General features: G+C 62.0%; 8 protein-coding genes. 6 read left to right on the top strand and 2 right to left on the bottom strand.

The window, feature by feature from the left end:
* The first annotated feature begins 41 nt into the window (after nucleotides 1–41).
* On the top strand, nucleotides 42–16,280 hold the full coding sequence (locus ACS4NR_RS22540; RefSeq protein ID WP_456018376.1) for a LapA family giant adhesin: 16,239 nt from the start codon (nucleotides 42–44) through the stop codon (nucleotides 16,278–16,280).
* A gap of 148 nt (nucleotides 16,281–16,428) precedes the next feature.
* Nucleotides 16,429–16,767, top strand: coding sequence for a tryptophan synthase subunit beta (locus ACS4NR_RS22535; protein WP_115985159.1), 339 nt, complete (start codon nucleotides 16,429–16,431; stop codon nucleotides 16,765–16,767).
* A 126-nt stretch (nucleotides 16,768–16,893) separates the two neighbouring features.
* Here the strand turns inward: ACS4NR_RS22535 and lapD are convergent, their stop codons facing one another.
* Together lapD and lapG are read right to left on the bottom strand one after the other, a co-directional pair.
* Complete coding sequence (lapD, locus tag ACS4NR_RS22530) at nucleotides 16,894–18,840, bottom strand: cyclic di-GMP receptor LapD (RefSeq protein ID WP_456018375.1); 1,947 nt, start codon at nucleotides 18,838–18,840, stop codon at nucleotides 16,894–16,896.
* Between the two features lie 14 nt (nucleotides 18,841–18,854).
* A complete protein-coding gene (lapG, locus tag ACS4NR_RS22525) occupies nucleotides 18,855–19,547 on the bottom strand; it encodes a cysteine protease LapG (protein ID WP_095140124.1) in 693 nt (230 codons plus the stop codon).
* Nucleotides 19,548–19,743: 196 nt separating this feature from the next.
* On the opposite strand from lapG, the gene ACS4NR_RS22520 reads away from it, so the two are divergent.
* The 4 genes from ACS4NR_RS22520 to ACS4NR_RS22505 all read left to right on the top strand — a co-directional run bounded on the left by ACS4NR_RS22520 (nucleotide 19,744) and on the right by ACS4NR_RS22505 (nucleotide 26,332).
* On the top strand, nucleotides 19,744–20,454 hold the full coding sequence (locus ACS4NR_RS22520; protein ID WP_095140125.1) for a GntR family transcriptional regulator: 711 nt from the start codon (nucleotides 19,744–19,746) through the stop codon (nucleotides 20,452–20,454).
* A 769-nt stretch (nucleotides 20,455–21,223) separates the two neighbouring features.
* On the top strand, nucleotides 21,224–22,000 hold the full coding sequence (locus tag ACS4NR_RS22515) for a DUF3050 domain-containing protein (RefSeq protein WP_456018374.1): 777 nt from the start codon (nucleotides 21,224–21,226) through the stop codon (nucleotides 21,998–22,000).
* Nucleotides 21,997–22,926, top strand: coding sequence for a diiron oxygenase (locus ACS4NR_RS22510; protein ID WP_456018373.1), 930 nt, complete (start codon nucleotides 21,997–21,999; stop codon nucleotides 22,924–22,926). The genes ACS4NR_RS22515 and ACS4NR_RS22510 overlap by 4 nt, the downstream gene beginning before the upstream one ends.
* A 13-nt stretch (nucleotides 22,927–22,939) precedes the next feature.
* On the top strand, nucleotides 22,940–26,332 hold the full coding sequence (locus tag ACS4NR_RS22505; RefSeq protein WP_456018372.1) for an amino acid adenylation domain-containing protein: 3,393 nt from the start codon (nucleotides 22,940–22,942) through the stop codon (nucleotides 26,330–26,332).
* Nucleotides 26,333–26,351 lie beyond the last annotated feature (19 nt).

The raw sequence follows: 26,351 nt of genomic DNA, 5'->3' as shown, positions 1-26,351 counted from the left end.
GCTATGGAAGTCAACTGAACGTGACACCCGGAGAGTCTTCAATGAGCAGTGTTGTTGCCATCGTCAAAAGCATTGTCGGTCAGGTATTCGTGGTCTCCCCTGAGGGTGTACGCCGCGTGCTCGTTGAAGGCGATCGCCTGTTCGTCGGCGACCAGATCGATACCGGCCTCTCCGGCGCCGTGTCGCTGGAACTGGCGGATGGCCGCACCCTGGACCTGGGCCGTGAAACCCAGTGGAGCGCCAACGCGCCCGACTCCAGCACTGACCTGGCCGAGGCCACCGCGCAGGCCGCGCCTTCTGTAGCCGAGCTGCAGCAGGCCATTGCCGCCGGCGCCGACCCGACCACCGCCCTTGAAGCCACCGCTGCCGGCGCTACCGCCGCAGGCACTGGCGGTGCGGCGGGCGGCGGCCACAGCTTCGTGATGCTCGATGCCACCGCCGGCCGCGTCGATCCGACCATCGGCTTCCCGACCGCGGGCATCAACTCCGGCGCACAAGTGGCGCAGAACATCACCGGTGGCCAGACCACCGACACCACCACCAACGCCCTGCGTGAGTCGACCCTGAGCCTCAGCGCCACGCCGACCATCACCGAAGCCGGCGGCGTGCTGGTGTACACCGCGACCCTGACCCAGGCGCCGCTGACCGACCTGACCATCACTCTGTCCAACGGCTCGGTGATCGTGATTCCGGCCGGCTCCACCACCGGCACCGTCAACGTGCCGCTGGCACCGAACGACACCGTTTATAACGACCCGACCCAGATCGATGTGACCGTCACCGGCACCACCGGCGGCAACGGCATTACCGTGACCCCGCCGACCACCCCGGCCACGACCCAGGTCACCGACACCATCGATACCACCACCGTCACCCTGACCGCTGGCAACAGCGTCACCGAAGGCGGTCAGATCACTTACACCGCGACACTGACCAACCCGGCGCAGACGCCGGTGACCGTCACCCTGTCCAACGGCTCGACCATCACCATCGAAGCCGGCCAGACCACCGGCACCGTCAACGTGCCGACCGCGCCGAATGACGTTTACAACAACGGTAGTACCGTCAGCACCACCATCACTGGTGCCACCGGCGGCAACTTCGAGAACCTGGTGCCGAACACGACGCCAGTCGTGACGAACATCGTCGATTCGCGCGACACCACCGGCTTGACCCTGACCGCCACCGGCAGCGTGGTCGAAGGTGGCCAGATCACCTACACGGCGACCCTGACCAACCCGGCGCAGACGCCGGTCACCGTCACCCTGTCCAACGGCTCGACCATCACCATCGAAGCCGGCCAGACCACTGGCACGGTCAACGTGCCGACCGCGCCGAACGACGTCTACAACAACGGCGGCACCGTCAGTACCACGATTACCGGCGCGACCGGCGGCAACTTCGAGAATCTGGTGCCGAACACGACGCCGGCGACCACCACCGTCACCGACTCCATCGACACCACCAACCTGTCGCTGAGTGCCACCGGCACCGTCGCTGAAGGCGGCTCGATCGTTTACACCGCGACCCTGACCAATCCGGCGGGCACCCCGGTGACCGTGACGTTGAGCAACGGCTCCGTCATCACCATCGACGCCGGCAAAACCACTGGCACCGTGACCGTTCCCGCGCCTGCCGATGACGTCTATAAAGATGCCGGCCAAGTCGAAGTCAGCATCACCGGCACCACCGGCGGCAATTTCGAGAACCTGGTGCCGAGCACCGTTCCGGCTGTGACCGAAGTCACCGACACCATCGATACCTCGACCGTCAAACTGACCGCCGATCCTTCGGTCGCTGAGGGCGGCACCGTCACTTACACCGCCACCGTAGGCGCGCCTGTCACCGGTTCACCAGTGACCGTGACCCTGGCCAACGGTCAGATCATTACCATCGAAGTCGGCAAAACCACCGGCACCGTGACCACCACCGCGCCGAACGATGCGTTGACCGGCAACCCACCGCTGACCAACGCCATCACCAACGTCAGTGGCGGTAACTACGAGAACCTCGTCGCCGACCAAACTCCGGTTTCGACCACCGTTACCGACACCGTAGACACCACCAATCTGTCGCTGAGTGCGACCGGCACCGTGGCCGAGGGTGGCTCGATCGTCTACACCGCGACCCTGACCAACGCTGCCGGCTCGCCCGTCACCGTGACCCTGAGCAACGGCGCGGTGATCACCATCGAAGCGGGTAAAACCACCGGCACCGTGACGGTTCCGGCGCCTGCCGATGACGTTTACAAAGACGCCGGCAAAGTCGAAGTCACCATCAACGGTGCAACCGGCGGCAACTTCGAAAATCTGGTGCCAAGCACTGTCCCTGCGGTCACCGAAGTGACCGATACCATCGACACTTCGACGGTCAAACTGTCCGCTGACACCTCGGTCGCCGAGGGCGGCACCGTTACTTACACCGCCACCGTCGGTGCGCCCGTGACCGGTTCGCCAGTTGTCGTGACCCTGGCCAACGGTCAGTCCATCACCATCGAAGTGGGCAAAACCACCGGCACCGTGACCACCACCGCACCGAACGACGTGCTGAACGGCCAGGCGCCGCTGAGCAATTCGATCACTGGCGTGAGCGGTGGCAACTACGAAAATCTGGTCGCCGACAAGACGCCGGTCAGCACCACCGTGACCGACACCGTCGACACCACCAACCTGTCGCTGAGTGCCACCGGCACCGTCGCTGAAGGCGGTTCGATCGTCTACACCGCGACCCTGACCAATCCGGCCGGCACGCCGGTGACCGTGACCCTGAGCAATGGCTCCGTCATCACCATCGAAGCCGGTAAGACCACCGGTACCGTGACCGTTCCAGCGCCTGCCGATGACGTTTACAAAGATGCCGGCAAGGTTGAAGTCAGCATTACCGGTACAACCGGCGGCAATTTCGAGAATCTGGTGCCGAGCACCGTCCCTGCGGTCACTGAAGTCACCGACACCATCGACACCTCGACCGTCAAACTGACCGCCGATACCTCGGTGGCCGAGGGCGGCACCGTCACCTACACCGCGACTGTCGGGGCCCCGGTAACCGGTTCGCCAGTGACCGTCACGTTGGCAAACGGCCAGACCATCACCATCGAAGTGGGTAAAACCACCGGCACCGTCACCACTACTGCGCCGAACGATGCGCTGAACGGTCATGAGCCACTGACCAACGCGATCACTGACGTGAGCGGCGGCAACTACGAGAATCTCGTAGCGGATAAAACCCCGGTTTCGACCAACGTCACCGACACCGTCGACACCACCAACCTGTCGCTGACTGCGACCGGCACCGTGGCGGAAGGCGGTTCGATTGTCTACACCGCAACCCTGAGCAATCCGGCCGGTACTCCGGTGACCGTGACCTTGAGCAATGGCTCGGTCATCACCATCGAGGCCGGCAAAACCATTGGCACCGTAACGGTTCCAGCACCTGCCGATGACGTCTACAAAGACGCCGGCAAAGTGGAAGTCAGCATTACCGGAACAACCGGCGGCAACTTCGAGAATCTGGTGCCGAGCACCGTCCCTGCGGTCACTGAAGTCACCGACACCATCGACACCTCGACCGTCAAACTGACCGCCGATACTTCGGTGGCTGAAGGTGGCACCGTCACTTACACCGCCACTGTCGGTGCGCCGGTGACTGGCTCGCCGGTTGTTGTGACCCTGGCCAACGGCCAGACCATCACCATCGAAGTGGGCAAAACCACTGGCACTGTGACCACCACCGCACCGAACGATGCGTTGACCGGTCACGAGCCACTGACCAACGCGATCACTGAAGTGAGCGGTGGCAACTACGAAAACCTGGTCGCTGACAAAACCCCGGTTTCGACCAACGTCACCGACACCGTCGACACCACCAACTTGACCCTGAGCGCCACCGGCACCGTGGCGGAAGGCGGTTCGATCGTCTACACCGCGACCCTGACCAATCCGGCCGGTACTCCGGTGACCGTGACCTTGTCCAACGGCTCGGTGATCACCATCGAAGCGGGTAAAACCACCGGCACCGTGACCGTTCCAGCTCCAGCCGATGACGTCTACAAGGACGCCGGCAAAGTCGAAGTCACGATCAAGGATGCGTCCGGCGGCAACTTCGAGAACCTGGTGCCAAGCACCATCCCGGCTGTTACCGAAGTTACCGATACCATCGATACGTCGACGGTCAAACTCACCGCCGACACTTCGGTAGCTGAAGGCGGTACTGTCACTTACACCGCCACCGTCGGCGCACCTGTCACTGGCTCGCCGGTGACCGTGACCCTGGCGAACGGCCAGACCATCACCATCGAAGTGGGTAAAACCACCGGCACTGTCACCACCACCGCGCCAAACGATGCGCTGAATGGTCACGAACCACTGACCAACTCGATCACCGGCGTCACCGGTGGCAACTACGAGAATCTGGTTGCCGACCAAACCCCGGTCAGCACCACCGTCACTGACACCGTAGACACGACGAATCTGTCGCTCAGCGCCACCAACTCGGTCGCCGAGGGCGGCTCGATCACGTACACCGCGACCCTGACCAACGCTGCTGGCTCGCCAGTCACCGTGACCCTGTCCAACGGTTCGGTGATCACCATCGAAGCGGGCAAAACCACTGGCACCGTGACCGTTCCGGCCCCTGCCGATGACGTCTACAAAGATGCCGGCAAAGTCGAAGTCACCATCAACGGTGCAACCGGCGGCAACTTCGAGAACCTCGTTCCGAGCACTGTTCCAGCCGTCACTGAAGTCACTGACACCATTGATACCACCACGGTCAAACTGACCGCGACCGAGTCCGCCGCTGAAGGTGGCACGGTCACCTACACCGCTACCGTTGGCGCACCCGTTACTGGTTCGCCAGTCGTGGTGACCCTGGCCAATGGTCAGAACATCACCATCGAAGTCGGCAAGACCACCGGCACCGTGACCACCACCGCACCGAACGATGCGTTGAATGGTCATGCACCACTGACCAACGCGATCACTGGCGTCAGCGGCGGCAATTACGAGAATCTGGTGGCCGACAATACCCCGGTCAGCACCACCGTCACTGACACCGTGGACACAACGAATCTGTCGCTCAGCGCCACCAACTCGGTTGCCGAGGGCGGCTCGATCACGTACACCGCGACCCTGACCAACGCTGCTGGCTCGCCAGTCACCGTGACCCTGTCCAACGGTTCGGTGATTACCATCGAGGCCGGCAAGACCACTGGCACCGTGACCGTTCCGGCGCCTGCCGATGACGTCTACAAAGACGCCGGCAAAGTCGAAGTCACCATCAACGGTGCAACCGGCGGCAACTTCGAGAACCTCGTTCCGAGCACTGTTCCGGCGGTGACTGAAGTCACTGACACCATTGACACAACCACGGTCAAACTGACCGCGACCGAGTCCGCCGCTGAAGGTGGCACGGTCACCTACACCGCTACCGTTGGCGCACCCGTTACTGGTTCGCCAGTCGTGGTGACCCTGGCCAATGGTCAGAACATCACCATCGAAGTCGGCAAGACCACCGGCACCGTGACCACCACCGCACCGAACGATGCGTTGAATGGTCATGCACCACTGACCAACGCGATCACTGGCGTCAGCGGCGGCAATTACGAGAATCTGGTGGCCGACCAAACCCCGGTCAGCACCACCGTGACCGACACTGTCGACACCACCAACCTGTCGCTGAGTGCGACCGGCACCGTGGCCGAGGGTGGCTCGATCGTCTACACCGCCACGCTGACCAATGCCGCTGGCTCGCCAGTCACCGTGACCCTGTCGAACGGCTCGGTGATCACCATCGAAGCCGGTAAAACCACCGGCACCGTGACTGTTCCAGCGCCAGCCGATGACGTCTACAAAGACGCCGGCAAGGTCGAAGTCACGATCAAGGATGCTGCAGGCGGCAACTTCGAGAACCTGGTGCCAAGCACCGTTCCGGCCGTTACCGAAGTCACCGACACCATCGATACCTCGACCGTGAAGCTGAGCGCCGATACTTCGGTGGCTGAAGGCGGTACTGTCACTTACACCGCGACCGTCGGCGCTCCAGTGACTGGCGCGCCTGTTGTTGTGACCCTGGCCAACGGTCAGACCATCACCATCGACATCGGCAAAACCACCGGCACCGTCACCACCACCGCACCGAACGATGCGCTGACCGGTCACGAACCGCTGAACAACTCGATCACGGATGTCAGCGGCGGCAACTACGAAAACCTCGTCGCCGACAAGACACCGGTCAGCACTACCGTGACCGACACTGTCGACACCACCAACCTGTCGCTGAGCGCGACTCCGACGGTGAACGAAGGCGGCCAGATCACCTACACCGCCACCCTGACCAACGCCGCCGGCACCCCGGTGACCGTGACCTTGAGCAATGGCGCGGTGATCACCATCGACGCCGGCAAAACTTCCGGCACCGTGACCGTCGATGCGCCGAAGGATGACGTCTACAAGGACGCCGGCACCGTTGAAGCGACCATCAAGGGCGCGACCGGTGGCGACTTCGAAAACCTGGTCACCAGCAACACGCCGGCCGTGACCACCGTCAACGACACCATCGACACCTCCACCGTGTCGCTGACCGCTACCGCCAACGTCGCCGAAGGCGAAACCGTGGTCTACACCGCGAGCGTGACCGCACCGGTAACCGGCTCGCCAGTCGTCGTGACCCTGTCCAACGGCCAGACCATCACCATCGCCGTCGGTGAGACCACCGGCAGCGTGAATTTCGTTGCGCCGAACAGCCCATTGGCGGGCGGCAGCTCGCTGAGCGTCGCCATCGACAAGGTTGCCGGCGGCAACTATGAGAACCTGGTGGCCGACAAGACACCGGCGAACACCTCGGTGTCGGACACCGTCGACACCACCAACCTGAACCTGACCGCCAGCGATTCGGTGGCCGAGGGTGGTTCGATTGTTTACACCGCGACCCTGACCAATCCGGCCGGTACTCCGGTGACCGTGACGCTGTCCAACGGCGCGGTGATCACCATCGAAGCCGGTAAAACCACGGGCACCGTGACCGTTCCGGCACCTGCCGATGACGTGTACAAAGACGCCGGTAAAGTCGAAGCGACCATTTCCAGCGCTACCGGTGGCAACTTCGAGAATCTGGTGCCGAGCACCGTTCCGGCGGTCACCAACGTGACCGACACCATCGATACCACCACGGTGAAACTGACCGCGACTGAGTCCGCCGCTGAAGGCGGTACCGTCACCTACACCGCGACCGTTGGTGCACCGGTAACTGGTTCGCCAGTGACCGTCACTCTCGCCAACGGCCAGAACATCACCATCGAAGTGGGTAAAACCTCTGGTACCGTCACCACCACCGCGCCGAACGATGCGTTGACCGGTCATGCTCCTCTGACCAACGCGATCACCGGCGTGACTGGCGGTAATTTCGAGAATCTGGTCGCGGACAAGACGCCGGTTTCGACCACCGTTACTGACACCGTCGACACCACCAACCTGTCGCTCAGTGCGACCGGCACCGTGGCCGAGGGTGGCTCGATCGTTTACACCGCCACCCTGACCAACGCCGCTGGCTCGCCAGTCACCGTGACCCTGAGCAACGGTGCAGTCATCACCATCGAAGCCGGTAAAACCACGGGCACCGTGACCGTTCCGGCACCTGCCGATGACGTTTACAAAGACGCCGGTAAAGTCGAAGCGACCATTTCCAGCGCTACCGGTGGCAACTTCGAGAACCTGGTACCGAGTACCGTTCCTGCGGTCACTAACGTCACCGATACCATCGACACCACCACGGTGAAACTGACCGCGACTGAGTCCGCCGCTGAAGGCGGTACCGTCACCTACACCGCGACAGTTGGTGCACCGGTAACTGGTTCGCCAGTGACCGTCACTCTCGCCAACGGCCAGAACATCACCATCGAAGTGGGTAAAACCACTGGTACCGTCACCACCACCGCGCCGAACGATGCGTTGACCGGTCATGCACCGCTGACCAACGCCATCACTGACGTGACTGGTGGTAACTACGAAAACCTCGTGGCGGATAAAACGCCGGTTTCGACCAAGGTCACCGACACCGTCGACACCACCAATCTGTCGCTGAGTGCGACCGGCACCGTGGCCGAGGGTGGCTCGATCGTCTACACCGCGACGCTGACCAACGCTGCAGGCTCGCCGGTTACCGTGACGTTGAGCAACGGCGCCGTGATCACCATCGACGCCGGTAAAACCACCGGCACCGTGACCGTTCCGGCGCCTGCCGATGACGTGTACAAGGACGCTGGCAAAGTCGAAGCAACCATTTCCAGCGCCACCGGTGGCAACTTCGAGAACCTCGTCCCAAGCACTGTTCCTGCAGTGACCGAAGTCACCGACACCATCGACACCTCCACCGTGAAGCTCAGCGCCGATACTTCGGTGGCTGAAGGCGGCACCGTGACTTACACCGCGACCGTCGGTGCGCCGGTCACCGGTTCGCCGGTTGTCGTGACCTTGGCCAACGGGCAGAACATCACCATCGAAGTCGGCAAGACCACTGGCACCGTGACCACCACAGCACCGAACGATGCGCTGACCGGGCATGCACCACTGACCAACTCGATTACCGGCGTGACCGGTGGCAATTACGAGAAACTGGTCGCCGACAAAACGCCGGTTTCGACCACCGTTACTGACACCGTCGACACCACCAACCTGTCGCTCAGTGCGACCGGCACCGTGGCCGAAGGTGGCTCGATCGTTTACACCGCGACCTTGACCAATGCCGCTGGCTCGCCAGTCACCGTGACTCTTTCGAACGGCGCAGTGATCACCATCGAAGCCGGTAAAACCACTGGCACCGTAACCGTTCCTGCGCCGGCGGACGACGTTTACAAAGACGCCGGTAAAGTCGAAGCAACCATTTCCACTGCTACCGGTGGCAACTTCGAGAATCTGGTGCCTAGCACCGTTCCGGCGGTCACGAACGTCACCGATACCATCGACACCACCACGGTGAAACTGACCGCGACTGAGTCCGCCGCTGAAGGTGGCACTTTCACTTACACCGCGACTGTCGGCGCACCAGTGACCGGCTCGCCGGTCGTAGTGACGTTGGCCAACGGCCAGAACATCACCATCGAAGTGGGTAAAACCACCGGCACCGTCACAACCACCGCGCCGAACGATGCGTTGACCGGTCATGCTCCTCTGACCAACGCGATCACGGGCGTGACCGGCGGTAATTACGAGAGTCTGGTGGCTGACAAAACGCCAGTCAGCACCACTGTGACCGACACTGTCGATACGACCAACCTGTCCCTGAGCGCTACCAACTCGGTTGCCGAGGGTGGTTCGATCATCTACACAGCGACCCTGACCAACCCGGCTGGCTCGCCAGTGACCGTGACCCTGTCCAACGGCGCCGTGATCACCATCGAAGCGGGCAAAACCACTGGCAACGTGACCGTTCCGGCACCAGCGGACGACGTCTACAAAGACGCCGGCACCGTTCAGGCAACGATCACCAATGCCACCGGTGGCAACTTCGAAAACCTGGTGCCGAGCACCGTTCCGGCCGTCACCAACGTCACCGACACCATTGATACCACCACGGTCAAACTGACCGCGACCGAGTCTGCTGCTGAAGGCGGTACCGTCACCTACACCGCAACCGTCGGTGCACCAGTCACCGGTTCGCCGGTTGTGGTGACCTTGGCCAACGGTCAGAACATCACCATCGAAGTGGGTAAAACCACCGGCACCGTCACTACCACCGCACCGAACGATGCGCTGGCCGGTCATGCACCGCTGACCAACGCGATCACCAACGTCAGCGGCGGCAACTACGAGAACCTCGTTGCCGACAAGACCCCGGTCAACACCACGGTTACTGACACCGTCGACACCACCAACCTGTCGCTGTCCGCGACCGGCACCGTGGCCGAGGGTGGCTCGATCGTTTACACCGCGACGCTGACCAACGCTGCCGGCTCGCCGGTTACCGTGACGTTGAGCAACGGCGCAGTGATCACCATCGACGCCGGTAAAACCACCGGCACCGTGACCGTTCCGGCGCCTGCCGATGACGTGTACAAGGACGCTGGCAAAGTCGAAGCGACCATTTCGACTGCTACCGGTGGCAACTTCGAGAACCTGGTGCCGAGCACTGTTCCTGCAGTCACCAATGTCACTGACACCATCGACACCACCACGGTCAAACTGACCGCGACCGAGTCTGCTGCTGAAGGCGGTACCGTCACCTACACCGCGACCGTTGGTGCACCGGTAACCGGTTCGCCAGTGACCGTCACTCTGGCCAATGGTCAGAACATCACCATCGAAGTGGGTAAAACCACCGGTACTGTCACCACTACTGCGCCGAATGACGTGTTGGCCGGTCATGCACCGTTGACCAACGCAATCACCAACGTCAGCGGCGGCAACTTCGAAAACCTCGTAGCCGACAAGACCCCGGTGAGCACCACCGTGACCGACACTGTCGATACGACCAACCTGTCGCTCAGCGCTACAGGTACCGTGGCCGAAGGTGGCTCGATCGTTTACACCGCGACCCTGACCAACGCTGCTGGCTCGCCAGTCACCGTGACCCTGAGCAACGGCGCAGTCATCACTATCGACGCCGGTAAAACCACTGGCACCGTGACCGTTCCTGCCCCAGCCGATGACGTCTACAAAGACGCCGGCACCGTGCAGGCAACCATCACCAACGCCAGCGGTGGCAACTTCGAAAACCTGGTGCCGAGCACCACGCCAGCCGTGACCAGCGTCACCGACACCATCGACACCACGGGCGTGAAACTCACCGCCACTGGCACCGTGGCCGAAGGTGGTACCGTCACCTACACCGCCACCGTCGGTGCGCCTGTGACTGGTTCGCCAGTGACCGTAAGCCTGTCCAACGGCCAAACGATCACCATCGACATCGGCAAAACCACCGGCACCGTGACCACCACTGCGCCGAACGACGTGTTGACCGGCCACGCACCGTTGACCAATGCGATCACCAACGTCAGCGGCGGCAACTTCGAAAATCTGGTGGCCGACAAGACACCGGTCAGCACCACTGTGACCGACACTGTCGATACGACCAACCTGACCCTGAGCGCCACCAACACGGTCGCCGAAGGCGGTTCGATCATCTACACCGCGACCTTGACCAACGCGGCTGGTTCGCCGGTCACTGTGACTCTGTCCAACGGCGCGGTGATCACCATCGACGCGGGTAAAACCACTGGCACCGTGACCGTTCCGGCTCCGGCTGACGATGTCTACAAAGACGCCGGCACCGTGCAGGCAACCATCACTAACGCCAGCGGCGGCAGCTTCGAAAACCTGGTACCAAGCACCGTACCGGCCGTGACCAGCGTCACCGACACCATCGACACCACTACCGTGAAGTTGTCTGCCACCAGTACAGCGGCTGAAGGCGGCAACGTCGTCTACACCGCCACCGTCGGTGCGCCAGTCACAGGTTCGCCAGTCGTGGTGAATCTGGCCAACGGCCAGACCATCACCATCGACATCGGCAAGACCACCGGCACCGTGACCACCACCGCACCGAACGATGCGTTGACCGGCCATGCGCCGTTGACCAATGCGATCACCAACGTCAGCGGCGGCAACTACGAAAACCTCGTAGCCGACAAGACCCCGGTCAGCACCACCGTGACCGACACTGTCGACACCACCAACCTGTCGCTCAGTGCGACCGGCACCGTGGCCGAAGGTGGCTCGATCGTTTACACCGCGACCCTGAGCAACGCCGCTGGCTCGCCAGTCACCGTGACCCTGAGCAACGGTGCCGTGATCACTATCGACGCCGGTAAAACCACTGGCACCGTGACCGTTCCTGCCCCGGCTGATGACGTCTACAAAGACGCCGGCACCGTGCAGGCAACCATCACCAATGCCAGCGGTGGCAACTTCGAAAACCTGGTGCCGAGCACCACGCCAGCCGTGACCAGCGTCACCGACACCATCGACACCACGGGCGTGAAACTCACCGCCACTGGCACCGTGGCCGAAGGTGGTACCGTCACCTACACCGCCACCGTCGGTGCGCCTGTGACTGGTTCGCCAGTGACCGTAAGCCTGTCCAACGGCCAGACGATCACCATCGACATCGGCAAAACCACCGGCACTGTCACCACCACTGCGCCGAATGACGTGTTGACCGGCCACGCACCGTTGACCAATGCGATCACCAACGTCAGCGGCGGCAACTACGAAAATCTGGTAGCCGACAAGACCCCGGTCAGCACCACCGTGACCGACACCGTCGACACCACCAGCCTGTCGCTGAGCGCGACCCCGGCGGTGAACGAGGGTGGCCAGATCACCTACACCGCGACCCTGAGCAACGCCGCCGGCTCGCCGGTGACCGTGACCCTGAGCAACGGTTCGGTGATCACCATCGACGCCGGCAAAACCACTGGCACCGTGACCGTTCCCGCTCCGGCTGACGACGTCTACAAAGACGCCGGCAGCGTGCAGGCGACCATCACCAACGCCAGCGGTGGCAACTTCGAGAACCTGGTACCGAGCACGACACCGGCCGTGACCAACGTCGCCGATACCATCGACACCACCACCGTCAGCATCACCGGCAGCACCTCGGTGACCGAAGGCCAGACCGCCAGCTACACCGTCAGCCTGACCCACCCGGCGCAAACCGACGTGACCCTGAAAATCGTCTACAGCGGCACCGCCGCCGACGGTTCGGACTTCACTGGCGTGTACACCGTGAAGATCCCGGCAGGCGCCAGCAGCGCGCAGTTCAACGTCGCGACCATCGATGACAAGATCACCGAAGGCACCGAGAACTTCGTGGTCAAGATCGACTCGGCCACCGGCGGCAACTTCGAGAACCTGGCCGTCAGCAGCACCAACGGCAGCGTCAGCACCTCGATCATCGACAACGATGCGCCACCGGTCATCGACCTCGATGCCAACAACTCCAGCGGCGCCACCGGTGCCGACTACAAGGTCACGTTCACCGAAAACACCCCGGGCGCCGGCGTGTCGATTGCCGACACTGACCTGACGATCACCGATCCGGACAGCACCATGCTGACCGGTGCGACCATCGTGTTGACCAACCGTCAGGACGGTGACGCACTGAACCTGGGCAACAGCGTCAACGGCATCACCATCAATGCCAACAGCACCAACGGCACTGTGACCTTGACCCTGTCGGGTAACGCGACGCTCGCCGACTACATGCAGGCGATCAAGAACATCAGTTTCACCAACAGCAGTGAAAACCCGAGCACCGTGCCACGGATCATCACCGTGACCGTGACCGATGGCGGCAACTACTCCAACACCGCGACCACCACGGTCAACGTGGTGGCGGTCAACGATGCTCCGGTGGCAGCGCCAAGCAACGTCACCGGCACCGAAGACACGCCGCTGATCCTCGGCTGGTCGACCTTCGGTGTGACCGACGTCGACAGCCCGGCCAGCAGCCTGGGCATCAAAATCACCCAGCTGCCGGGCGAAGGCAAACTGCAATACCTGGACGGTTCGACCTGGAAAGACGTCGCCAACAACCAGACCTTCAGCAAGGCTGACATCGACGCCGGCAAGCTGCGCTTCATGCCGGATGCCAACGAATCGGGCGTCAACGGTTACGGCGGCACCGGCATGGGCAACAACCAGGCCGACTACGCACAGATCAAGTTCCAGCCAACCGACGGCCAGTTGCTGGGCAACACCGGCACCGTGAAGATCGACATCACGCCGGTGGCGGATGCACCGACCGTGAGCGTGGCCGACAACAGCGTGAAGTCCACCGGACTGGTCAAGGAAGTCTGGACCGGCCTGCCGGGCCTGGGCACCAACGGCAACGGCGCTGACTCGACCACGTTGAAAAACGTGATCGACGGCGCCGGCACCCCGAACTCCAGCACCAACGTGAATAACGTGCAGTCCGACGGCAGTGTGACCGCCGGCACCGCGTCGAAGACTTCGGGCCTGATCTATCTGGAAGCCGGCAAGACCTACAGCTTCAGCGGCGTGGCTGACGACAGCCTGCTGATCACCATTGGCGGCAAGAGCGTGGCGTCGGGTACCTGGGGCGCGGGTGGCGCGATCAGTGGTTCGTTCACCCCGACCACCAGCGGCTACTACACCCTGGACATCTACCACCACAACCAGAGCGGCCCGGGCAGCTATGACGTGAACCTTTCGGTCAACGGCAGCACGCCGATCGACCTGAGCAGCGCTGGCGTGCCGATCTACACCGGCGTGCAGGATCTGGTGAATGCCGGCGTAACCGTCTCCGACCTGCATGGCAGCAACGGCGAAGGCTATTACGACGGCTACAAGCTCAACACCGGCGCCGAAGGCACCACGGTGAAACTGTCGGCGATCAACACCGCGCTGGCCGACACCGACGGCTCGGAAACCCTGAGCGTGAAAATCAGCGGCGCGCCGGTCGGCTCGGTCCTTTCCGACGGTAATGGCCACAGCTTCACCGTCACCGCAAGCAACGGCGAAGCCAACGTTACCGGCTGGAACCTCGGCAGCCTGACCGTGACCCCGCCGACCTACTACAACGGCCAGTTCAACCTGACCGTGACCTCGACCTCCACCGAGATGGTCGGCGGCTCGGCCAGCAGCACCGCGACCATCCCGGTCACCGTGGTGCCGGCGGTGTACAACGCGGTGGTCGGTACTTCTGGCGATGACACCTTCAACGGCACCGATGGCAACGACATCATGGTCGCCGACATCGGCGGTCTGACCGTAGTGCCGGGCACCAACTACAACATCGCATTCATGGTCGACAGCTCGGGCAGCATGAGCGCCTCGTCGCTCAACGCAGCCAAAGACTCGCTGACCTCGGTGTTCAACAGTCTCAAGCAGAGCCTGGGCGGCAGCAATTCGGGGACGGTAAACATTTTCCTGGTGGACTTCGATACCCAGGTCAACAAGTCGGTGTCGGTGAACCTCAACGACCCGAACGCGCTGACGCAACTCAAAGCCGTATTGGACTCGATGGCCTCCGGCGGCGGCACCAACTACGAGGACGTCTTCAAGACCACGGCCAACTGGTTCCAGAGCGCTGACGCGGTGGCCAACACCGGCGCGAAGAACCTCACGTACTTCATCACCGACGGCCAGCCGACCTACTACCAGAGCGGCGAACAGACCAACCCGACGCTGTACGGCAACGTGAAGCTCGACGACGTGGTGAAAACCAGCAACTACAAGCCGGGCGACACCTTCAGCACCTACATCGACAATACCCACGCGTTGACGATCAACAGCGCCGGCACCGTGACCCTGCAAACCTACAATTCGTGGTGGGGCTGGAGCAGCTCTAATCTGGGCACCATCCACGCGCAGGGCGACGGCACTTATGAGTTGTCGAATCTGGCGGGTACCGGTAACAGCACCAACTCGTCAACGACCAGTAACTCGACCAGTGGCTTTGCCCTGCTCAGCGGTCTGTCGAACGTCGAGGCTATCGGACTGAACAACGATGTCAGCCTCAACGACCTGAAACCTTACGACTCGGACAAGACGCCACAGACCAACATCGATCCGAAGGATCTGGCCAACTCGATCATCGGTCACACTGAAGCGACGATGCCGGGCAATGACACCGTCAGCGGTGGCGACGGTAACGACATCCTGTTCGGCGACCTGGTGAGCTTCAACGGCATTGCCGGTGAGGGTTATCAGGCGATGCAGGCGTTCGTGGCCAAGGAGACCGGGGTCGACGTCAGCAAAGTCACCACCAGCAACGTGCACCAGTACATCACCGAGCACTATCAGGCGTTCGATGTGTCCGGTGCACATGACGGTAACGACACGCTGTTGGGCGGCGCAGGTAACGACATCCTGTTTGGCTCGGGCGGCAACGACCTGCTCGACGGCGGCAAGGGCAATGACATCCTGCTCGGCGGCACCGGCAACGACACGCTGATCGGCGGTAAGGGCAACGACATCCTGATCGGCGGTTCCGGTGCCGACACCTTCGTCTGGAAGGCGGGCGACACCGGCAACGATGTGATCAAGGACTTCAAGGCCAGTGAAGGCGACCGCATCGACCTGCGTGATCTGTTGCAAGGCGAAACCGGCAGCACCATCGACAACTTCCTGAAGATCACCACGGTTGATGGCACGTCGTCGCTGCAAGTCAGCTCGGCGGGCAAGTTCAACTCCGGCGATGCGGCAGCCGCCACACCGGACGTGACGATCAGACTGGAAGGCAACAACTGGTCGAGTGCCAACATTCACAACCTGATTGCCGGCAGCGATCCGACCATCAAGGTCGACCACAACAACAGCTGATGCGTGAACAAAACGGCCGCCCCTTGGGGCGGCCGTCACGTTTGCGGCTAACTCGGCGGTGACGATTTCGTCGCCGCACCGCATACTCGCGCGCAGTTGGCCTATGCTGCTGACAGCATGACGCTGGATCTTTTCTGAGGGATGCTCAATGTTTTACGTGCAACGCGATGCGCAAGGTCTGTTGATTCGCGTGGAAGCCGCGGCCTACGCCGAGGCCACGGAAACGCTGCCGGCCGACAGCCATGAAATCCAGGCCTGGTTCGCCAATGAAGTGGTGGAAACCAGCCTGAAACAGCTCAAGCAGAGCGACCTGGAAATGATTCGGGTACTCGACGACCTGATTCAGGTGCTGACCCAGAAAGGCGTGATCCGGGTCACCGACCTGCCGCCGGCAGCACAGGCCAAGCTGATGGACCGGACCCAGGCGCGTGAGGCGCTGGGCGGGTTGAGCCACCTGATCGATGAAGATGAAGGCGGGCTGATCTGATCCGCGATCTTCGGCGACTGAACTGGCCCCTTCGCGAGCAAGCCCGCTCCCACACTTGAAATGCATTCCAATGTGGGAGCGGGCTTGCTCGCGAAGGCGGCATCACTGTCACCGCCTTAACAAGATTTACTTCCAGGGCTTGGGCTCACCCAACAACTGCCCCTGCACCCCATACAAGCCCATCTCGCGAATCACCGACAACTCGCCTTCGGTCTCCACCCGCTCGGCAATCAACGGCAGATCGATGCTGTGCGCCGCCCGCTGGATCGCTTCGATGAACAGACGCTTGTCGCTCTCCTGATCGATCGCGCGGATGTAGCTGCCATCGATCTTCAGGTACGCCAGCCCCAGCCGCGCCAGGTTGCCGATCATGCTGAAGCGTCCACCAAAGCGCTGCAGGCTCAGGGAGAAACCGAGTTCACGCAGGCGCCGGGTCAACTGCTCCAGCACCGCTTGCTCCGGCAACTGTTCCTCACCGATCTCCAGCGTCAGGCGCTCGCCCAGATCAGAGTGCGCCCGCAGAATCTCGAACACCTTGTTCAAGGCCTGCGGATCGGCCAGGGTCGCCGACGACAGGTTCAGCGCCAGCGAATCCTCATGCGCCTTCATTTGCTCCAACACGCGCTCAAGCATCAGCCGATCGAGTCGCGCGGTCCAGCCGAAACGCTCGAGCCACGGCAAGAAACGTCCGGCCGGAATGGTCTGACCCTGCTCATCCAGCAACCGCGAGAGCACTTTGTAATGCAGCACCAATTGCGTGTCCTGAGCGGCCACCACCGGTTGGAAGTACAGCTCGAAACGCTGCTGATTCAGCGCCTGATCGAGCAAGCGATGCCAGGCGTGGTGATCGTCACCGACGTCCGCCACCAGACTCTGATCGATGCACGCCCAGTTCTGCTCGCCTTGCCCCTCGGCCTGCGCCAGCGCCTGATCGCCCAGGGTCAGTACTGCTTGCGGTGAATCACCGTGGGCAAACGGCGCGAGGCCAATGGAGGCCACGGCCGGCACATCAGTGGCACCGGTGGCATGCAGGCTGCTCAATGCGCTGTCGAGGTTCTGCGCCAGTTGCAGCGCTTCTTCGCGCACCAGCCCCGGTGCCAGCACGGCGAACTCGCCACCGCGTATGCGGGTGACGAGGTTCTGGGTTTCCGGGTATTTGGCGCATTCGCGCGATAGCTGCTGGCCCACCGCTTTCAACAGTTCGTCGGTGCGCTGCCCGCCCAGGCGCTGGTTGAGCCCGGCCAGATCCTTGACCCGCAACAGCAGCAGGTAACCGGAACTGGCCTGCTCCGGGTTGCTCACGCGGTTGTGCAGTTGCATCTCGAAATAGCGCCGGTTGGCCAGCCCCGTGAGGTTGTCCTGATAGGACTCGGCACGCAGTTTTTCACTGCGCTCGGCCTGCTCCTGAAACAGCGCCTTGAGCTTCTCGACCATCTGGTTCATCGCCTGCACCACGCGCCGCAGTTCCGGGGTACGCGGCAGATCCGGCAGGCTGAGGAACTCGCGGCGGGCAATGGCGTGCGATTGTTTGACCATGTAATCGAGCGGGCGCAATTGCCGGCGCAACAGCAGCGCGCCGAGCACCGCACTGACCGCACCGCACAGCAGCAACCAGCCGAGGCTGCCCAACGCGCTCTGCCACAACTTGGCCACGGCAAACATCGGGTGGCTGACCACCTCGACCCGCGCCGCCTGCTCCCAGCCACGGCTGACCAGCGCGTCGCCACCGGCAGGTTCGAGGCCGATCAGGTTGACGAACCAGTCAGGCACATTGCTGACTGTCGGAATTCCGCTGCGCTCGACGATGGTCTGGTCGGTTTTCAGATCAACGACGCGGATGCTCGCGTAATAGCCGCTGTCGAAAATCGAGCTGACCAGCAGCTCGACCATCGCCGGGTCGTCGATATTCGGCGTCAGCGACAACGCCAGCGCCGTGGCCGCGTCCTGAGCGTGGGAGCGCAGCTGGTTGACGTACTGCGTGCGCGAGCTCTCCAGACTGACCATGAAGCTGCCGGTGAAGGCGACCACCAGGAACAGACAGATAGCGATCAACAGCTGTTTGAACAAAGACATCTGAGCGCGTGCTCCTAGTTAGTCGTTTCGACCGGGAAACCTTCGGCCTGCATTTTCTTCAGCACATCCTGCCAGCGCGACAGGCGTTTGGTGTCACCGACCTTCTTGTTGCCCTTGGCTCCCGGCAGGTACAGACCTTCTGCATTGAAAGAGTAGACCGGCAGCAAATCGGTTCGCTGGGACGCCGGCTGAATCGGATCGATCAGGCTGTCGAGCACCAGCGGCATGGCATCGGGGGTGGCATAGTAAGTCAGTACCATGTGCGCGCGATTCTGGCGCAGTGCCTTGACGTAGGTGATGCGCAGCTTGTCACTGGAGACCCCGAGATGGCGCAGGCTGAAATACTTGGCGATCGCGTAGTCTTCGCAATCGCCGGCACCTTTCCACAGGGCTTCGATGGGCGTCTCCCAATAATCGACCTGCCGCCACAGATCGATATCTTCTACATAACGCACCTGTTTGTTGAAAAACAGGTTCACCACCTTGAGCTTGTCCATCTCGCTGACCTGTTTCTGCGTGGCCAGCAGGTTTTGCCAGGCATCGATCCGCTGCTGCCCGGCGCCCAGCGGCCCGTACAGCGCCGTGGCTTTGCGGCTGATCGCGGAAAAATCCCAATCGGCATGCAGGCCGCCCAGCATGACGCCGGCCAGCAACAGTGCGCAGCCGAGCCAGCGCAGAGTCCGGGGGATCGCGAAACGTACCGCCACAGCAGGTTTCCAGGAGGCAGGAAGGAAAGCGTTTGATGGTGAAGCTTAGCCCGGCAAAAAACAATGGCACCATGAGATCATCACCATCGCGCTAAACTTCACGCAGGACAGCAAGCCTTTACATGGTTTGACAACCTGTAGAGCAATCACTAGTGTCTTTGGATCCAAATTCCGTCGTCATTCAGGGTGAGTAGTTGTGACACAGAAGCCCAAACCGCTGCACAGCATCAAAGTCGATGGGCCGATTCCTGCACACCTTGCCCGCTCGATCATCGAAGAGACCCTGCGCTCGGCGATCCTTGACGGTCGCTTGCCGTGCGGCACCGCCCTGCGCCAGCAGGATCTGGCCGACCTGTTCGGGGTCAGCCGGATGCCGGTGCGCGAGGCTCTGCGCCAGCTCGAAGCGCAGGAACTGCTGAGCGTCACCACCCACAAGGGCGCCGTGGTTGCGCCGCTGATTCAGGGTGACGCCACCGAAACCTACGAGTTGCGGATCCTCCTGGAGTCCGAGGCCATGCGCCAGTCGATCCCGTTGCTGACCAGCGCCGATCACGCGCTTGCCGCCAGATATATCGAAGAACTCGAAATCCAGCACGACTACAGCGAAATCGGTCGGCTCAATCGTCTGTTCCACATGGCTTTGTACAGTAAGGCACCGAATCGGCGTTTGCTGCGATTGGTCGAAGACGGCCTCAACGAGGAAGAGCGCTTCCTGCGGTTCAATCTCGAAGCCATGGGACTGGGCAAACTCTCCCAGGAAGATCACCGCGCCATGCTCCAGGCCGTGATCGCGCGCGATGTCGAGCTGTCGGTGAAGTTGCTCACACATCACCTCAACCGTGGCGTCGAGGTCATCACCCGCTATCTCGCCAGCCCCGCCGGACAAAACCGCAAGGCTGCACGCTGACACCCTCCACGCCGGTCTCTGGCCTTCGCGCCTGACCGGCGAATAACCCGCTTACAAATCCTCTCCCCCGATCCCCCGCAAACCTGGTGGCGGATCCGCCTGTTCGCTCTACCCTCCCAGCGCTCGCAAGCCCGTCATTGCGGCTCGGCGCGGACGAATCGGTCATAGCCGTCCCGCCAATTTACCCGCACTCTTTAACGGCCACCCCATGAAGAACGGGCGACGCGCCGCACTGCCGGCGCAGTCCCCGCACCAGGAACCTACGGAAGGAGCCTTGCCACGGGAAAAAGGGAAGTTACGGCGCCGTTTCCGGCCCACTTTCATTCCTATACATCACATAAATCCCCGCTTTTTAAAGTTGCTTTGAGTGAGGCATTCACTCTTGTTTTCAATTTTGGCCTTTATTTGCCGAAAGGAGCAACTACGCCCAAATAAAACTCAAATAAACAGTTTTATCGGGCCAACTCATATTCAAAAAACAGACAACTAAAAATAATTAAAAATAAACTTGTTAAGTTATTTAACGATGTATTAGCTTTTTATTGCCGAGCAGGGTTCACCCCGCAAACACGGCGCAGCTCCATAGTCAGGCTGCAGTCTTGGCAGATAAGCGCCAGGCTTCTGCTCAGAGCCTTCCATGCACTTCGCAAACTTTCACCGATCCGAATGAGGCCAGCGTTCGCCAATAGAAAACGTTTCAGATTTATTGAGTCCGCGTTAAAGCACAGAACGAGCAACTTCCTCTATTCCAATAACACCGAGGTTCGCCATGATGCCAACTAAAGAACAACTCGCCCTGAAAAAAGCGCAATTGAGCGTTCACCCGATCTTCACCGAGATCGATTCGTTATCGGTACTGCGCCGGTTCATGGAGTCCCACGTCTTCGCCGTGTGGGATTTCATGTCGCTGACCAAGCGCCTGCAGCAGGAACTGACCTGCACGCGGCTGCCCTGGTTGCCGCCACGAGACCCGCATGCCGCACGCCTGATCAATGAAATCGTGCTCGGTGAGGAGTCGGATGATCGTCCCGCTCACGGCCATTACAGCCATTTCGAGCTGTACCTGGACGCCATGCGCGAAGTCGGTGCGAGCACCACGGCGGTCGAGCGGTTTGTCGCGCTGCAGCAGGAAGGCGTGAGTTACGACGTGGCCCTGCAAAGCGTCGAAGTGGATCCGGCAGCAGCAAAATTTGTGCGCGAGACGCTGAACACCGCGCTGCACGCACCGGGCCACAGCGTCGCCGCGGCGTTCCTGCATGGCCGCGAGAGCGTAATCCCGCCGATGTTCCAGCGCATCCTCGATGACTGGGAGATCGGCATCGAACAGGCGCCGACCTTTCGCTATTACCTGGAGCGCCACATCGAGGTCGATTCGGAAGATCACGGCCCGGCGGCGGAGCGCCTGCTCGATCGCCTGGTCGATGGCGATCCGCAACGCGAAGCCGAGGTCTACGCCAGCGCCATCGCAGCGGTGGAAAGCCGCATCGCCCTGTGGGACGGCCTGCGTCTGAGCATGCGCGAGACTTTGGTGGAGGTGGCCCAATGAACGCCGCCGACTACCAATCCTTCGCCGACGCCTGGGAAACCCGCGCCACCATCCGCACCCGACCACGGCGTGTGCTCGAAGACGATGAACGCCTGATCTACCCGCTGAGCCGCCAACCCCTGGTGCTCAGCGAAGCTTTCCTGCGCGAATGCCCGCAACAACGGGATTTCGCCCTGGTGCAGACGCTGTACAAATTCATCAACGACGTGGTGATTTTCGAGACCGAGATCGTCGACAAGACCGCGCGCAGCATCGCCAAGAATCGCTTCGCCGTGGCCTTCCCGTTCGCCTGTCGCTACGACGCCATGACCGTGGTGGTGGACGAGGATTACCACGCGCTGGTGGCGATGGATTTCATGCAGCAGACCGTGGCCATGACCGGCATCGAGCCGATCGAACTGCCCACTGAAATCGAACTGAGTCGGGCGATTCCTGCCGCTGTGGCACTGGCGCCCGAGCACCTGCGCAGCGCGGTGGAACTGATCTGCGTGGCCATCGCCGAGAACACCGTGACCGGCGACGTTGCGGCTTTCGCCCGGGACGACACGGTCAAGCCGTCGATCAAAGGGCTGATGGCCGATCACTTGCTCGACGAGGGCCGCCACTCCAGCTTCTGGGCGCGCATGGTGCGTATCTATTGGCACACCGCCAATGACGCGGATCGGGCAACCATCGCGCAGATCCTGCCGGTGTTCATCGGCCATTACCTGACCAACGACATCCAGAAGTCCTTCGATCTGCGGCTGATCGACGCCCTGCCGGTCAGCGAGGCAGTGCGTCGCTCGCTCAAGGACGAGATGGCCGGGCTGGCGTTTCCGATCAATCGCCACCATCCGCTGGTGGGCAACATCGTGCGTTTTTTCCACAGCAGCTCGCTGCTCGACACGCCGTGCGTGCAGCACGCCCTGCGTGACTATCTGGTTTGATGAGGAGGCCGACATGAGACGTCTCGACATTTTGCTGATTGGCGCCAGCCAGGCCATGACCGACCTGGCGCAGGAACTCGAACAACACGGTCACACTTTACGGCGCAGCGGCGCGGCGCAATCGCCGGTGGATCTGATCATCGACGACGGCTTCATCGGCGCCGGCGATTTCTGCGCCATCCCGCACCTGCATCTGCGCCTGGGTATCGGGTCGCCGAGCCTTGGCGGTTTACCGACGCTCGACCTGCTGTGCTTCCTCGGCTCGTCACTGATCAGCCGTGTGCCGATTGGCGATGAGCCGTCCGGCAATGGTCAGGCACTGCGCCAGCGAGTGCTGACGCATGTGGTCGACGAAGTCGCGTTGCTGGTCAGCCGTTTCTCCCGCGATGCCGAGTATTTGCAGCAGGCAGTACCGGCCACGGCGCCGGACTTTGAACAGGTGGAGGACCTGTCGTTTCTCGACAGCTTGGCCTACGTCCATCGCCTCAACGCAACGGCGCATCCGGAATTGTTGCGACAGGCGCAGACGCCGCTGATCGAACGCCTGCAGCAGAGCCTGATCGCGCACGCCGAGCGACCGGCGTTGCACCTGGCCGAGCAGTCACTCAGCTATCGCCAGTTGCACGCGCACAGCCGTGCGATCCAGCAACGTCTGCAACCGTTGCTCGAGCAACATCCGCAGCCGTGGGTCGTGGGCATTTGCCAGCCGAAAAGCCCGGCGCTGTTCGCCTCGATTCTGGCGGTGCTCGGCAGTGGCGCGGTGTATCTGCCGCTGGAGCCGAGCCATCCGGTGCAGCGTCAGCAATACATCCTGCAAAACGCCGGCGCAGTGTTGTTGCTGCACGACGGCGAGCATCCGCTGGGTGAGTCGATGCCCGGACTGGATGTCAGTCGTATCGACAGTGCCGACGCCGATCTCGACCTGCCGTTGATGCGTCAGCGGCCGACGCTTGAAGCACCGTGCATGGCGCTCTACACCTCCGGCACCACCGGCCATCCGAAGGGCGTGCTGCTGAGCCAGGCGAACCTTGCGCACTTCACCGCGTGGTACGCCGATTACGCGCAGTTGCACGCCGAAAGTCGGGTGTTGCAGTTCTCTTCGCTGAGTTTCGATTCTTCGCTGATCGATATCTTTCCGACGCTGCTGCAAGGCGCTGAACTGGTAGTACCGGATGACACCCAGCGCCGCGATCCGCTGCAACTGGTGGCGCTTATCCGCCGCCGGCAACTGACCCACGCGTTCCTGCCGCCGGCGCTGCTGAGCATCCTGCCATTGGAGCAACTGCAAGGCGTCGAAGTGATGACCGGCGGCGACGTCTGCGAGCCCTTCGTCATCGAGCAACTGACCCGTCAGGGCAAGCTGCACAACCTCTACGGCCCGACCGAAGCGACGGTGCTGATTACCGCTCGCCAGCTCAAACCGGGTGACAGCAACCGCACTCTTGGCGCACCGATTGCCAACAGTCAGGTGCTGATTCTCGATGACGATCTGCAACCGGTGCCGGATAACACCGTCGGCGAATTGTTCATCGTCGGCCCCGGCGTTTGCCTCGGTTATCTGAACAATGCGCAGCAGACCGCCGAGCGCTATCTGACCCTGCAACTGCCGCACGGTGAGACCTTGCGCGCCTACCGCAGCGGCGACATGGCCAAGTGGGGCGAACACGGCATCGAGCTGTGTGGACGGCGCGACAATCAGGTGAAGATCCGTGGTTTCCGGGTCGAGCCGGAAGAGATCGAGCGCTGCCTGCGCGAGAGCCAGTTGTACCGCCAGATGGCGGTGGTGATCGACAGTCAGCGGCGGATTCTGGCGTTCCTTGCGCAGCCGCAATCGGACGCCGCTCGTGATGCATTGAAGGCGTATGCGCAGCAGTTTCTGCCGGACTACATGCAACCGGTGGCGTGGACTGAACTGGCGCAGATGCCATTCGCCAGCAACGGCAAGGTCGACCGCAAGGCGTTGCTGGAGCTGCCGGTGAGCGTGCAGGACAGCGGCCCGAAATGCCTGCCGGCAAGTGCCGACGAAGCGTTGCTGCTGGAGATCTGGGCGGAACTGCTGGAGCTGCCGAGCAGCGATATTTCCACCGACGAAAGCTTCTTCAATCTCGGTGGTCATTCGATTCTGCTGTCGCGGATGTTGCTGCGCTTGCGTGAGGAATTCGGGCGCAGCATCTCGATCAACCGCTTCATCGAACTGCCGACCATCATCAAGCTCGCGACGCTGGTGCGCGGTACCGATGACAGCGCGGTGCTCAGCGCCCAGGCCATGGCCGACGCCGAGCGTCCGCTGAACATCGAACCGCTGCCGATCAGTCGCCTGGGCGATGTGCACAAGGTGATCGTCACCGGCGCCAACAGCTTTGTCGGCGTGCACATCGTCGAAGCGCTGCTTGGTTGGGGCGCCAGCGAAGTGGCGTGTCTGGTGCGCGACGGGGGCGGGCAAACGGCGGCGCAGCGTTTTGCTCAGGCGCTGCGCGAGAACCGTCTCGAACATCTCGATTTGAGCCGGGTGCGAATCTACTCCGCGGACCTCACCCGCCCGCAACTGGGTCTGGCCGCTGACGATTATCAGCGCCTGGATCGCGAGTTCGGCGCGCTGGTGCACAACGCCGCCAACGTCAATCACGTGCTCGATTACGAGTCGCTGGCAGCGGATAACGTCGAGCCGATTTTCGAGCTGCTGCGCCTGTGTGAAGGGCGTAGCAAAAAGGTCTTCAACTTTGTCTCGACGCTGTCCGCTTCCAGCACCGTCGACGGCGAAGGCCGAGTGCTCGAATTGCCCGCCGCGCCGACCCCGCCGATCTACATTCGCAACGGCTACAACCTGTCGAAATGGGTCGGCGAACGCATCCTCGAACGGGCCCGCGAGCGCGGGGTGTGGGTCAACCTGTATCGCCCCGGCAACATCAGCTTCAACAGCCTGAGCGGCGTCTGCCAGCCGCACAAAAACCGTTTGATGCTGATGCTCAAAGGTTCGATCCAGCTCGGTCAGGTGCCGGCCTTCGCGCTGAATTTCGACCTGATGCCGGTGGACTTTCTCGCCCGCTTCATCGCCTTCCACGCCTGCCGTTATTCGACCGAGCGTGCGGTGTTCAACCTGCACAACCCCGAGCCGCTGAGTTGGGATGCCTACGTCGCCTCGTTCCGCGAAACCGGCAGCGAGTTCTCGCTGGTCAGCGTCGCCGACTGGCAGCAGCAACTGGGCCGGGTCGACGCCGACAACGCGCTGTTCGGTGTGCTCGGTTTCTACCTCAACGGCTTCGAGGAAGACATCGGCGACATCTCCCTGATCGGCCATGCCAACGCCAAGGCCGGCGTGCGGCAGATGGGCGCGCAGTACCCGGAAAAATCCCCGGCGCTGCTACGTCGCGGCTGCGATTACCTGAAACAGATCAACTTCATCTAGTTCATCAAAAAGGAGCAAC

The organism is Pseudomonas sp. JQ36 (genome assembly GCF_053851495.1).
This window is presented reverse-complemented; position numbering and strand designations above follow the sequence as displayed.